The organism is Paenibacillus sedimenti, assembly GCF_014534655.1.
Lineage (GTDB): Bacteria > Bacillota > Bacilli > Paenibacillales > NBRC-103111 > Paenibacillus_E > Paenibacillus_E sedimenti.
This window is the reverse complement of sequence record NZ_JACVVD010000004.1, coordinates 385,549-399,380: the sequence shown is the minus strand read 5'-3', so window position 1 is coordinate 399,380 and position 13,832 is coordinate 385,549. Positions and strand designations below refer to the sequence as shown.

The 13,832-nt window shown below is 47.9% G+C and carries 12 protein-coding genes; 11 read left to right on the top strand and 1 reads right to left on the bottom strand.

Annotated elements, in window-relative coordinates; translation table 11 throughout:
* Positions 1 to 104: 104 nt before the first annotated feature.
* Positions 105 to 548 (top strand): DUF2663 family protein, encoded by a 444-nt coding sequence (locus ICC18_RS14715; RefSeq protein ID WP_188175170.1) that lies wholly within the window; start codon positions 105 to 107, stop codon positions 546 to 548.
* Between the two features lie 3 nt (positions 549 to 551).
* Here the strand turns inward: ICC18_RS14715 and cntE (ICC18_RS14710) are convergent, their stop codons facing one another.
* Positions 552 to 1,745: a staphylopine family metallophore export MFS transporter CntE gene (gene cntE / locus ICC18_RS14710; RefSeq protein ID WP_223192566.1), complete on the bottom strand. Its 1,194-nt coding sequence runs from the start codon at positions 1,743 to 1,745 to the stop codon at positions 552 to 554.
* A 129-nt stretch (positions 1,746 to 1,874) separates the two neighbouring features.
* Here cntE (ICC18_RS14710) and nikA point away from each other — a divergent pair, with 129 nt between their 5' ends.
* From nikA to ICC18_RS14660, 10 genes are all read left to right on the top strand, one after another.
* Positions 1,875 to 3,494 (top strand): nickel ABC transporter substrate-binding protein, encoded by a 1,620-nt coding sequence (nikA, locus tag ICC18_RS14705; protein ID WP_188175169.1) that lies wholly within the window; start codon positions 1,875 to 1,877, stop codon positions 3,492 to 3,494.
* Between the two features lie 19 nt (positions 3,495 to 3,513).
* Positions 3,514 to 4,458 carry a nickel ABC transporter permease subunit NikB gene (gene nikB / locus ICC18_RS14700; RefSeq protein ID WP_188175168.1) on the top strand — a complete coding sequence of 315 codons (945 nt, stop codon included), beginning with the start codon at positions 3,514 to 3,516 and terminating at the stop codon, positions 4,456 to 4,458.
* Complete coding sequence (gene nikC, locus ICC18_RS14695; RefSeq protein ID WP_188175167.1) at positions 4,455 to 5,297, top strand: nickel ABC transporter permease subunit NikC; 843 nt, start codon at positions 4,455 to 4,457, stop codon at positions 5,295 to 5,297. Before nikB ends, nikC begins: the two co-directional genes overlap by 4 nt.
* A 5-nt stretch (positions 5,298 to 5,302) precedes the next feature.
* Positions 5,303 to 6,133, top strand: a complete 831-nt coding sequence (gene nikD, locus ICC18_RS14690; protein ID WP_188175166.1) for a nickel import ATP-binding protein NikD — start codon at positions 5,303 to 5,305, stop codon at positions 6,131 to 6,133.
* Positions 6,130 to 7,335: a staphylopine family metallophore export MFS transporter CntE gene (cntE, locus tag ICC18_RS14685; RefSeq protein WP_188175165.1), complete on the top strand. Its 1,206-nt coding sequence runs from the start codon at positions 6,130 to 6,132 to the stop codon at positions 7,333 to 7,335. The genes nikD and cntE (ICC18_RS14685) overlap by 4 nt, the downstream gene beginning before the upstream one ends.
* Positions 7,332 to 8,150, top strand: coding sequence for a nickel import ATP-binding protein NikE (gene nikE, locus ICC18_RS14680; protein ID WP_188175164.1), 819 nt, complete (start codon positions 7,332 to 7,334; stop codon positions 8,148 to 8,150). Before cntE (ICC18_RS14685) ends, nikE begins: the two co-directional genes overlap by 4 nt.
* A gap of 215 nt (positions 8,151 to 8,365) precedes the next feature.
* Complete coding sequence (aspA, locus tag ICC18_RS14675; RefSeq protein WP_188175163.1) at positions 8,366 to 9,784, top strand: aspartate ammonia-lyase; 1,419 nt, start codon at positions 8,366 to 8,368, stop codon at positions 9,782 to 9,784.
* A gap of 188 nt (positions 9,785 to 9,972) precedes the next feature.
* Entirely contained in the window at positions 9,973 to 11,727 is a 1,755-nt protein-coding gene (locus ICC18_RS14670) for a methyl-accepting chemotaxis protein (protein WP_188175162.1), read from the top strand.
* A 99-nt stretch (positions 11,728 to 11,826) separates the two neighbouring features.
* A complete protein-coding gene (locus ICC18_RS14665; protein ID WP_188175161.1) occupies positions 11,827 to 13,260 on the top strand; it encodes an FAD-binding oxidoreductase in 1,434 nt (477 codons plus the stop codon).
* 6 nt (positions 13,261 to 13,266) lie between these two features.
* Positions 13,267 to 13,809, top strand: coding sequence for an MFS transporter (locus ICC18_RS14660; protein WP_188175160.1), 543 nt, complete (start codon positions 13,267 to 13,269; stop codon positions 13,807 to 13,809).
* Positions 13,810 to 13,832 lie beyond the last annotated feature (23 nt).

Genomic DNA, 13,832 nt, shown 5'->3' with positions numbered 1-13,832 from the left:
GTAAATAACCATACACAATCTTCACTGACAAATACAGTCAGTCAACTTGCAACGCATCAAGTCTATGTATCCAGCATACCATCAGAAGAGAAGGGGGTATGTCCATGAATTGGTCTGAATTCAATCTATCTGGCGATACGCAAAAACTGATTGAAGAATTGATAGAGCGCAAAGATAAATGGGATAAACTTAAAAATCTGCGAGGCTTTTACTTTTTGGTAACCGCCGGCATATGTTTCATCTTTGCCTATGCTTTTTATCGACATATACTGGTTGTTTCAGGCGGCAACGTTATGGCGATGCTCGGCATTTTGCTTGGAAATAAATATGTGCTGTTCTCTCTGTTATTAAGTATAGCAGCAGCCGTGTTTACGAGAAATGTACTTACCAAAGTGGAGAAAGCTAAAAAAAAATATGAAAGTTTGCGCGAAGAAACGATCGATAAGCTGGAATATTCCTGGCACATCAATATGAGCTCGGAAAATAGAGGCCAATTATCCGCCTATATGAAGACGAAATACGATATTAATCTTAGATATAAAAGTTAACAATCATGCTTGTTTCAATATGCTCATCCGATTCTTGTTGCCAATTATGATGATCAGGACGGCGATGCTCAACCAGGCGCAGCAAGTAAACATTTGCGAATAAGAGAACCTTTCTGCGAGCGGCCCCATCATCAGTCCGCCAAGCGAAAATCCGAGATCATACGAGGAAATGAAAAGGCCCAGTAAGATGTGACGAGCATGCGCCGGCAAAACGAACGTGAGATAGGTCGTAAGCGTCGGATAAATCAGGGCAACGGCAACGCCGTTGCAAATGGCCGAGATGTAGATGAGAGGTCCGGCAATATGAAGCATCGCCAATAGTTGAGCGCCTGCGGCGGCTGACAACAGCAATCCGGCGATCAGACCCGTATGCCAACGGCCGTCAGACGGGATTTTTTTGCGCAGAGCAAACCGGCAAACGACGACTACAGCAGCTTGAAGCATAAAATAAAGCCCGGCATCGCCTTTATTAATCGACTGCATATACAAGGGTAAAAAAGTCATAATCGCGCCGTAGATCATGGAGGTAACTAGCAAAACAACGGAGCAAACAAATAGATCGCGGTTTTTCCACAGTTGAGAAATCGATTTGACCATTTCCGCAAAAGTAAACGAAGCCCCCTTCATCGAGGACGCAGGGAGCGGCACCGTCAAACCGCACAGCCAAGCCAGAAGTCCAAGCGCAATCAGAATGACGGCGATGGCAGGCGTTTGATTATGTTCCCAAAGATATAAAGCTGCTATCGGCCCAAATAACTGCGGCAGCATCGTCGACAACGTATAAAGAGAAAAGCCCTGCGCCCGGTCTTGATCCTCCAGCACTTCTACGATACCCATTTGCATCGCCATTGAAAAAAAGGCGGTAACCGCCCCCTGCAATGCCCGAAGCGGGAGATAGCCTTCGGTACCGAATATCGTAAACAAGACAAGCCCAATGGCATTAACAATTAGGAGCATACGCATCGTCCGGAGCGCTCCGAATTTGGCAACTGTCTGACCGGCCCAAGGGCGCAAAAACATGCAGAAAAGCATATATGCGCCCATGATAACGCCGATCTCCGACTGACCGATTCCCTCTCTCTCGCTTTGAAGCGGGAGAATCACGGTGAGAATGGAATTGGCGGCGAAGAAAAGACAAGCTAGCAGATATATCCTTACAAAGCCTAGCGATAGCGGCCGATGTGTATGTGTCTTCAATCTTATGAATTCCTTCCATAATGAAAATTTCTCACTATATATCTTGACAAGGGAGAATACGGTGTGCGATACTCGTTCGAGAGTGATAATCATTATCATTATATAGATCGAGAGGGGAAAATACAAGAAATGGCTGCATCAAAAAGTAAAACACTGTATCTTATACTGCTTATCCTGACAATCATACTTGCAGGTTGCTCCAAGCAGAATGCAGTTCAGAATAACGGAGCAGGAGCTGCCCAAGAAGACAAAACAATTACGGTCTCATGGCCCAGAGATATCGGAACAATGAATCCGCACGTATACAATCCTTCGCAGTTGATTGCGCAATCCATGATCTACGAACCGCTGGTCAGTTATAAAGCCGGGGGCAAGCTGGAGCCTCATCTGGCGGAATCGTGGGAAATATCGAAGGACGGAAAAGAGTACATATTCAAGCTGCGTAAAAATGTTAAGTTTTCAGACGGGACGGCTTTTAACGCCGCTATTGTCAAAAAGAATTTTGATGCGATCATGAAAAATTCCAAAAATCATAGCTGGCTAGGTTTTATTAATGAGCTCGATAAGACCGAGGCGGTAGATGAGAATACGTTCAAAATGACGCTGAAGAAACCCTATTATCCGACCATTCAGGAGCTGTCGGTCGTCCGTCCGGTGCGTTTTCTCGGAGAAGCCGGATTCCCGGATGACGGCGATACGAGCAAAAGCGTAAAGAACCCGATCGGCACCGGACCGTGGATGCTGACCAATTACAAGAAAGACGAATCTGCGGAATTTACCCGTAATCCGAATTACTGGGGAGATAAACCGAAAGCGGGTAAACTGGTTATCAAAATTATTCCGGACGGAGAAACCCGCGTTCTCGCTTTTGAGAAAAAAGAGCTTGATCTGATCTACGGAGAAGGCGTGATCAGCATGGATGCCTTTAAGCAGCTGAAAGCTTCCGGCAAATATGAAACAAGTCTTTCCGAGCCTATCGCAACAAGAGAGATTGTGATGAACACCTCAAAGAATATACTTTCAGATTTGCGGGTGCGTCTCGCCCTTCATCACGGCTTTAACAAGCAGGCGATGGTGGATGGGGTTACGACCGGTTTAGAAGAGAAAGCCGACAATATTTTATCCAAAAACTTGCCATACACCAATATTGACGTTAAGCCGCTGGAATACAATGTGGACAAAGCGAAGGCTTATTTGGAAGAAGCGGGCTGGAAGCTCCCTGCAGGCAAAACCGTTCGCGAGAAAGACGGCAAACCGCTTGAGCTGGAATTGTTGTATGAAAAGTCGGATCAGGTTCAAAAGCCGATGGCGGAAACGCTGCAAGCCGAATGGGCAGCCATCGGCGTCAAGCTGAACATTAAGAGTCTGGAGCTCACCGAACATGTGAAACGCTTACGGGCAGCGGATTTTGATTTATACTTCTGGAGCAATTACGGTGCGCCGTACGACCCGCACTCCTTCATTAATATCGTAGCTACGAAGGGCTTCGGCATCTCGGAGTCGCTCTCAAGCTTGCCAATGAAAAATGATCTGGATCAGCAAGTAAAAGAAGCTTTTCTCTCAACCGATGAGAGCAAGCGCCAACAGCTGTACAATTCTATATTGAAGACGCTGCATGAGCAGGCATCATTTTTGCCGATCTCTTATATTAAGAAAACGGCTGTTTATCAAAAAGACTTGAATGGCTTCGTATTCCCGGCCAATCGGGATGACAATCCGTTTCTCGGGCTCGACATTGTGAAAAAGTAAATGGCAGGGAGGTTATGATTTGCACAGCTATATCGGGAAACGGCTCCTTGCCGTCATTCCCATCTTTCTCTTTGCCACCCTTCTATCTTTCGTACTGATCCATCTTTCACCCGTCGATCCGGCTGAAGTTTATCTGACAGTAGCCCATATTCACCCGACGGAAGAGCTGCTGGCCGAGGTCAGGCATGAATTCGGCCTGGATCAGCCGCTGCTGGTCCAATACGTGGAGTCCCTTATGAAGATGTGCCGACTTGATTTCGGCACATCTTATATTACAAAGGAGCCGGTTTGGCAGGAGGTCGCGCACCGGATGCCTGCAACGCTCCAGCTCGCCTTCAGCAGCATTGTTTTAGCCGTGCTGATCAGCGTGCCCATCGGCTTTTTATCGGCCGTTTATAAAAATGGCGTGATCGACCATTTTAGCCGGCTGCTTGCTTTCTTTGGAGCATCCATCCCGCAATTCTGGCTTGGGTACCTATTGGTTTTTTTCTTGTCCGTCAAGCTGGATTTATTTCCCGTACAAGGCAAAGGGACGCTCATGCATCTGGTATTGCCTTCATTCACACTGGCTTTGGGGCTGATTGCCATTTATACCCGTCTGCTTCGTACGAGCGTGCTTGAACAAATGCAAGAGCCCTATGTGTTATACGCTAGAACAAGAGGGATCAAGGAGAAAATCATCTTGGGCAAGCACGTGCTGAAAATCGCGATCTCGCCGATGATTACCGGTCTGGGTATGAACATGGGTAAGCTACTTTCCGGTACGATTATTGTGGAGGTCGTCTTTTCTTGGCCCGGATTCGGCCGTTATTTTGTCGACTCGATATTAAATAGAGACATACCGGTCATTCAATGCTACGTATTGATCGTTGCTTGTTTATTTATCGTATGCAATCTGATCGTGGATCTTCTGCAAATGGTGATGGACCCGCGAATTTCCCGGAAAGGAAGAACAGGCCTATGATCGCAAGTATACGAACGGGACTTAGGAGTCAGAAGACCGCTCTGGTATGCTTAGGTTTCTTGCTTGTTCTCTTTATTCTTACCATTTTGGCTCCATGGATCTCACCGCATGATCCGATTCAGGTGAATTTGGCGCTTAAGCTGCAGCCGCCTTCGCTTGACTATCCTTTGGGCACTGACCATTTGGGACGCTGCATTCTGTCTCGCTTATTGCATGGCGCCCGCGTTTCGTTAGGCTTTGCGTCCCTGATCTTCATCTCATCTTTGGGAATCGGTTTGTTCGTCGGAGCGATTGCCGGCTATATAGGCGGGTTGATCGATTTTGTGCTGATGCGGTTCTGCGAAGGGGTCATGTCGTTTCCGAATCTCGTGCTCATCCTTGGGCTGGTCGGGATATTCGGGCCTGGACTGCCACAGGTTGTTTTGGCGATGATGCTGGTGCAGTGGGTGTATTACGCCCGGATGTTCAGAGGCATGGTTATCAGCTTGAAGGAACGGAATTTCATCACTGCAGCCAGAATAAGCGGTTCCTCACAATGGAAGATTATCAGGCAGCATATTATTCCCAATGTGCTTCCCCCGATTGTCGTTATGGGAACACTGGAAATGGGATGGGCGATCATGGATATTTCCGCTCTATCATTCCTGGGACTTGGCATTCAGCCGCCTGCGCCGGAGTGGGGGGCGATGATTCACGAAGGAAAATCATTCATACGCAGCAATCCGGAACTAATGCTGTACCCGGGAATCATGATACTTCTGGTCGTAGTTTCGTTCAACTTGCTGGGCGAAGCTCTGTCGGATCGGTTTGGTGTTAAGCGACGCTTTGAAAAGGAATGAGATCAATGAGAGAACCGAGCAATGTTTTGCAGGTAAGCGGTTTGCAAGTAAAGGTAAAGACGGCGCAGGGGATGTTGCCCCTTGTCCATGGCATCGATCTGGAGCTGAAGAGGGGCCATGTGCTCGGTCTTATCGGTGAAAGCGGCTGCGGTAAATCAATCACATGTCAGTCGATTCTGCAACTGCTTGACCGGAAAACAATCCATGTGGAGGGCAGCATTCGATTGAACGGGCGCGAGCTCAGTGAGCTCAAAGCCGAAGATATGCGGAAAATACGCGGGAAAGAGATCGCTATGATTATGCAAAATCCGATGAATGCTTTCTCCCCCGTGTTTACGATCGGCGATCAATTCGTCGAAACGATCCGGACGCATACCGCACTAACGAAAAAACAAGCATACGATTGCGCGGTCACCTCCTTGCATGATGTGAATTTATCGGATCCTTCCGCGCTGATGCGGCGGTATCCGTTCCAACTAAGCGGAGGGATGCTGCAACGGGTTATGATTGCCATGTCCATGTGCTTGCGTCCATCTGTGCTGATTGCCGATGAGCCGACGACAGCGTTGGATGTGGCCAATCAATTCCAGGTACTGCGGCAGCTGGATCGCATCCGCTCCGAATACGGCACATCCATTCTTTTGATCACCCATGATTTGGGGGTCATTTCAGAGATGGCTGATGAAGTCGCCGTGATGCAGCAGGGCCGGATCGTAGAAAAAGCGGACGTTTACCAGCTGTTCGATCATCCGCAGCATACGTACACGAAGCAGTTGCTTGATGCCAGACTCACATTACCGATTAACCAACAGACCAAGGAGCTTGTACTGTCATGAATATCACCCAGCAGCCGGCGATGGTTGCGAAGGATACGCCGTTTGGGTCGAAAGCGATTCAGATTTACCTCATTTCGATTTTATTTTATACAACGAGCCATGCCCTGCTGATCCTTCTGCCGCTGAACTCGCACGCTCTCGGAGCAAGCCCGGCGCAGATCGGTATGATCATGGGAGCTTATATGTTTACCTCGATGTTTTTAAGGCCCGTTGCGGGTAAAATCGTAGACAGGTTAGGCTACAGACGGATATTCACAGGAGCATTGATTCTGAATGTGGTTGTGATATCGATGTACCTTATTCATGAGCTTTGGGTTTTCGCCATACTTCGAATGGCACAGGGGGTGATCTTATCCTTCGTTTCGATGGTTTTGCATCTGATGATCATCGAAGTGCTGCCGGAGAAGGCCCGGGGACAAGGACTGTCTTTATTCTCGCTCTCGTCAATGCTGCCCTATACATACGGCCCGTTTTTCGTGGTGTATTTTACTGATATAGTACCTATGTCATACATCTTTTTGGCCTTGATACCGCTCAGCGTGATGACTCTTCTCATAGGCTTGAACGTTAAACTGCCTGAGATCCGTAGAGATGCCCAACCGCCGAATGCGAATCCTCATGATACTGAGTCCTACAGAGGATGGGCAGACCCGAAACTTCTGTTCCCATCCGTAACCATGCTTCTTGCATCAGCGATCATTGGAACGGTGGCGGCTTTTCTTCCGCTTTATTTGGCTAACCGCGAGCTCCCCTATGCGGGTTTGTATTTCTTCGCCGAGACGGTAGTTTTGATCACCCTTCGCTTTTTCGGCCGAAAAATGATTCCGACGAACGGACGTTTTCCGTTTCGCATGGTCATTGTCCTGATATGCCTGATTACGACTGCCGTAGGTCTGGTGCGAATGGCCGAATCGATGCCTGTTATACTGATTGCGGCAGTGTGCAACGGAATTGCCTTGTCGATGCTGTATCCAACGCTGCTCACTTATGTTTCGTTCGTCGTGCCGGAACGGTTTAGAGGCAGAGGGATCGGTCTGTTCATTGCCGCTGCCGACTTCGGAACTTCCGTCGGTACTTGGGCGCTTAGTCTGGTGGCCAACGCGTATTCGTACGAAGCGATGTTTTCCGGCTGTATGGCTATTGGGGCTGTCACTTTGCTTTACATCCTCCTCTTAGCTAATAAACAGGGGGTGAGAACGTGAGTCTGCTGCAGGTGAAAGACGTCTCGCATAGTTATGCCGCTTCCCATTTGTTCTGGCAGGCGAAACGGCGTACAACGGTACTTTCCGGCGTTTCCCTTTCGATCGAACAGGGAGAATGTCTGGGGCTTCTCGGAACGAGTGGAGCTGGCAAAAGCACGTTGGGCAGGGTGATTCTCGGACTAGAAAAACCGCAAAAAGGTCAGGTTCTTTTTCAAGGCATCGATCTTTATGATACGGACACCTCAACTCGAAAACGGCTTCGCCGTGACCTTCAAGTGGTGTTTCAAGACTGCTACTCTTCCGTAAATCCGCGAATGACGGCGGAGCAAATCATCGGGGAGCCGTTGCAAAATTATGAGAGCTTATCCTTGAAGGAGCAACAAAGAGTCATCGGTGAGCTGCTTGAAAGAGTCGGACTTCGCTCTGAGGATATGCACAAGCTCCCATCTCAATTTAGCGGTGGACAGCTGCAAAGAATCAATATCGCGAGAGCGATCGCTTTGAAGCCGAAACTGATCATATTGGATGAAGCGGTCAGCAGTCTGGACATGGTAACGCAAGCCAACGTCCTGAATTTATTAAACGAATTGAAATCGACTTTCGGCCTTTCTTATCTTTTTATTACGCATGATATTAAAGCCGCTTACGCCATTTCCGATACTTTAGCCGTATTGGATAACGGGGAAGTTGCATTGCGTTGTGAAGATAAAACTCAGTTCTTATCGTCGACTAACCCCAGCGTGAAGCGCTTGCTTGGTTCCGTTCTCTCTGAGCATCCACGTCATCGCAAACTTTCGAAAGCTCCTCGGTCATGAGGAGTTTTTTCGCTTTTGTCCGTGTTTTCAGTAGGTTGAAATGCGTATCCTAGTTGTGAGAGGATATTCTATTAACCACTGGTTAATTTTTAAACATTGGAAGCAGGAGACCTAGGCATCTATCGCGAATGTGTTTCCATGAGCAGCGTTTGGTAGTGCTGCATCTCTTGCGTCATGCTCTTCAATGATGACGAAGTATAAGGACGGTGCGTTCGATGAGTTATCGGATCGAAAAAGACTTTTTAGGTGAGAAGAAGGTTCCCTCGGAAGCGTTTTATGGTATTCAGACGATGCGTGCAATAGAAAACTTTCCGATTACCGGAGTAACTATACACATAGAGCTGATTACGGCTTTGGCTGAGGTCAAGAAAGCGACGGCGCTGGCTAACATGGATACCCACATGCTGCCCAGAAGAATCGGCGAGCAGCTGGTTGCGGCAGCTGAGGAAGTTCGGCAAGGCGGTTTACTCGACCAATTCATCGTAGATTCGATTCAAGGCGGAGCCGGAACCTCCATTAACATGAATATGAATGAAGTACTGGCGAACCGGACGCTGGAATTGATGGGCGAAGAAAAAGGCCATTATTTTCACTGCAATCCGAATAACCACGTCAATATGTCGCAGTCGACGAACGACGTAATCCCGACTGCGATTAAGATCGCCGCATTCCGTTTGACGGAGCAGCTGCTCATCGCTATGAAAACACTTCAAGCTGCTATTGCCCGGAAAGAGATTGAGTTCGATGATGTCATTAAAATGGGCCGGACCCACTTGCAGGATGCGGTTCCGATTCGGATGGGACAGGAATTCGGCGCCTATGCCCGCGTCATCGACAGAGACATCAAGCGAATTACGCAAGCTTCGCAAGGACTGCTCTCCGTGAACATGGGAGCAACGGCAGTAGGTACAGGACTTAATGCAAAACCTGCTTATGTGGAAAGCGTTATGCAACACTTGAAAGAGCAAACAGGGCTGCCGATCGAGCTTGCAGAGCATCTGGTGGATGCTACACAAAACATGGATGCCTACACCGAGCTCTCCGCAGCGCTAAAAGTATGTGCTGTCAATCTGTCGAAAATTTGCAACGATATTCGGCTCATGGCTTCAGGTCCTCGCGTCGGACTGGGCGAAATCAAGCTGCCGCCGAGACAGCCGGGTTCATCGATCATGCCGGGTAAGGTCAACCCGGTGATGGCCGAAGTTGTCAACCAGGTAGCGTTTCAGGTGATCGGCAACGACCATACGATTTGCCTGGCTTGCGAAGCGGGCCAATTCGAGCTGAATGTCATGGGGCCGGTCATCGCTTTCAATCTCCTGCAATCTTTAAAAATAATGCGCAACGCCGCCGGGGTGTTTGAGCGCTTTGCCGTTGAAGGCATGGAAGCGGACCGGGAGCGGTGCAAAGCATATGTGGAGCAAAGTTTCGGCATTGTCACGGCGCTCAATCCGCATCTGGGTTATGAAGTTGCCGCGCAATTAGTGAAAGAAGCGGTGCGCACGGGCTTGTCGCTGAAAGAGCTCATCCTTGAGAAGCAGTTGCTGACACCGGAGGAGATTGAAGAGATTCTCAACCCGATTCAAATGACAACGCCCGGCATTGCCGGCGAAAGATTGCTGCAGCCTACTGATTAGGCTGGCGGTACGAAGAGGTCATCGTAATGATGGCCTTTTTTTGTTTGCATAGGTAGGTAAAATTTCACAATTTCACAGAATGTTCATGAAACTCATTTATTTTTGCGAACCAACGGTGGTGAAGTACGTATATAATTTAAAAATAACTAGGGCAAAAGTCTTGGTTCTCGTTCTTAGGAGGGGTATTTATGTCGAATAATAAAAAAATATGGCGGTTGACGATACGCAAAAAATTAATGTTGGTCTCACTGTTTTTGCTGTTAACGCCCATATTAGTTTTTGGCGGGATCACTTATAACGTTTCACACCAGGAAACGGATAAGTTAATACAAAGCAACTTGCAAAATATGGTCAAGATGGCTTTGGAGCTGACAGCTTCTTTTGAAAAAGCTTCGAAACAGGGAACGATGTCCAAAGAAGATGCCCAGGAAAAAGTGAAGCAGATATTACTTGGAGAGATGAAGGACGGTAAGCGATCCATTAACGCTAACCTCAATCTCGGGACCAACGGTTACTTTTTCATTTTGAATGAGAAGGGTGACTTACTGGCGCATCCGGCTTTGGAAGGTCAAAATATTTTGGACAAGCAGACGAATGACGGCTTTTATTATATTAAAGATATGATTCAAAAAGGGAAAAACGGCGGAGGTTTCACGATATATAACTGGCCGCTTCCCGAATCTTCGCAAGAAGGAGAAAAAATTGCCTATTCAGAGGTCACGAATTCCGATTGGGGCTGGATCATTTCGGCGGGCTCCTATGAACAGGATTATAATGCGGGACAAGATCGTATTTGGAACACGATGATCATTACGTTAATTTGCTGTTGGATCGCCGGAGGCGTGGTGATGACGTTATTTGCTCTTCATATATCGAGACCGATCAAGCAGCTTGCCCGTCAGGCCGAACAGTTCGCTAAAGGAGATCTTCGTTCAGCGAATATCAAAGTGCACAATAAAGACGAAATCGGTGAGCTCGCTGTTTCATTTGAATCGATGTACACGCATTTACGCCAAATCGTTTCCGGACTGTTGACCAATTCCGACCGGTTGACGGATGCAACGCATGAGTTAAATCAGTCGATCGGGGAAACGACAGGCGCGGGCAACCAAATTGCGACTTCGATTCAGGATATGGCTTTAAGCAACGAAACGCAGGCACGAAGCGTCAATGAAAGCTCGACGGCGATGGAAGAAATGGCTGTTGGGATCCAGCGGATCGCGACAACTTCCTCGACTGCTTATGAAGCATCCGAGATGACGCTGCGTGAAGCAGAGCAAGGAAACCTGCTGATTAACGAGTCTACTGAGCAAATGAATGCTGTCAGTCGAACAGTAGGCGATCTTGCGAAGATTGTTGAGAAGCTGACGGAACGTTCGCACAATATTGGCGACATCGTCCAAGTGATCACGGAAATTTCGTCGCAAACGAATTTGTTGGCCTTGAACGCATCCATTGAAGCTGCGCGCGCCGGAGATGAAGGTAAAGGTTTTGCCGTCGTAGCGGGCGAGGTGAAAAAGCTGGCCGAGCGTTCTACGGCATCAGCCGCTGAGATCGCCGAACTGATCCGGGCTATCCAGGACGATATGAAACAGGCCGGCGAAGCGATGGATAAAGGGGAACAGGAAGTTGCTGCAGGCGTGAGCGCAATCCAGCATACGGGTCAAGCTTTTGTTCGCATTCTCGATGCGACACGGAGCGTTGTGAATCAGGTGCAGGAAGCTTCGGCAGCTGCCGAAGAGATGTCGGCGAGCTCGCAAGAAATTGCCGCTTCCTTACAGGAGATTGAGCGGATGGCGAACCAGACCAACGATCTGGCGCATCTGATCTCCGCTTCGACGGAAGAACAGCTTGCAGCGATGGAGGAGCTGACCAAATCATCGGAGTCGCTGGAAATCATGTCCTCGGAGATGCAGTTCATGGCTCACAAATTTAAACTCTAAGCATAGAATTAAGCATGCAAGCATTTTAAAGCCAATATTGGTTTTAAAATGCTTTTTTCTATTTTAGAATAGATGAAAAGAGGATGAGGCGGTGTTGAAATGAAAAAGTCGATCATTTTATTGCTGCTGACTCTCGTATGTTTGCTCAATTACTACCAACATGGCGGGTTGGATCAAGACCCTTACCTGATAACGGACTATAGCCGGCTGCACCCCGTAAAAGTGGAACGAGTCGTTATGGGGAAGGAAGAAGAGCAATTAATTGCTCTTATCCGTGAAGCGAAGCAGAAGGGTCTCACCCTCTCGATTGCCGGTCAGCGCCATAGCCAAGGCGGGCACACATATTATGAGGATGGGATTGTCGTTGACATGACGACGTACAATCAAGTACTTGATTTTTGGCCGGAGAAGAAAAAAATTCGTGTACAGGCCGGAGCGACCTGGAACGACATCCAAAATACGATCAACCCTTACGGGCTATCGGTAAAAACGATGCAGTCCCAAAATATTTTTACCGTGGGCGGTTCCATCAGTATTAATGCGCATGGTCGGGACATCCGGCATGGGTCGCTTATCAAAAGTGTAGAATCTTTTCGGTTGTTAACGGCAGACGGTGAAATTATCGAAGTTAGTCGTACCGAGCATGAAGAGTTGTTCCCGCTAGCTCTTGGAGGATACGGGTTATTCGGCATTATCTTAGACGTGATCCTTACCTTGACGGATAATGAAATGTACTCGATTAGCAGTGATCAAATGAGCGCAGCCGAATACAGCGATTACTTTATGAAAAAGGTGAAATCCGATCCGGATATTCATATGCATATTGCGCGGGTATCCGTAGCTCCCGGCACTTTTCTAACGGATATGTACGCGATTAATTATAGGCGCAATCCTGAAGTTCCGTTAAATGGACATGATCGGCTGCGATCCAGGGAAAACTGGGTGATTCCGACCAAGCTGATGTTTAACCTCAACCGGTCTTTTACTTCGGCGCGGGATACATTTTGGGATATACAAAAGAGTTATTTTAACAAACAAGAAGGGCAACCGATCAGCCGGAATAACGCGATGCGATCCGAATCCGAATTTATGGAATACCGACAGGCAGGCGCCAATGATCTCTTACAGGAGTATTTCATTCCTGTCGGTGAGTTTGCCGGGTTTCTTGAGAATATGAAACGAGTATTAGGCAAAGAAAATATGGATCTATTGAACATAACCGTTCGCTATGTAAACCAGGATCAAGAAGCCGTACTATCGTATGCGAAGGAGGACATGTTTGCACTGGTTTGTCTTTTTCATGTGCCGCTTTCAGAGCAAGCTCAGGATAAGGTTAAATCGAGCATGCAGAACATCGTGGATGAGGTCATTAAGCATAATGGGACGTATTACTTACCTTACGCGCCTTACCCGTCACTTGAGCAATTTCGGACGGTATATCCGAAGCATCAAGAGTTTTTCAACAAGAAAGATCAGTATGATCCGGATCACCTGTTCATGAATTATTTTTATAAAGATTATAAGGGGGAGTAGTCGGAAATGGATGTAAAATGGCTAATTCGGTCCCAAAGCATTGTCACGTTGGCTGCGGGAATGATTTATCCGTACTATTTGCTCTTCTTGAAAAACCTGGGGAATAGCTACTCCAAATACGGGCTCGCCTTTGCTGTTTTTACGATAAGCTCCGCTGCCGTATCACAGTGGTTGGCTCCCAGGCTGGATAGGCATGGCATACGGATTTTGATCGCCAGTTCCTTGGGGATGATGGCAGCGATGCTTATTTTTCCTTGGGTGATGTCCTATACATGGGTCCTTATCCTCCAACTGCTGATGGGTACATGCAACGCGATGCAAAAAATGAGCGAACGGTTGCTCATCGCCGACCACTCGGAGCGTGGATCGCGAGGTGCGTTCATAGGAAATTATCACTTTTGGACATCCGTTGCCTCCGGATTTGCCGTTATCATCGGCGGCTATTTCATCGATTGGCTGACCATAAATGCGCTTTTCTATACAAGCGCTTTGTTATACGGAGTTAGCGGCTGGGCTGTTTGGCGGTCAGCCGGCAGAGCACGACAATAGAAAAGAATGGCCAGGTAGAGATG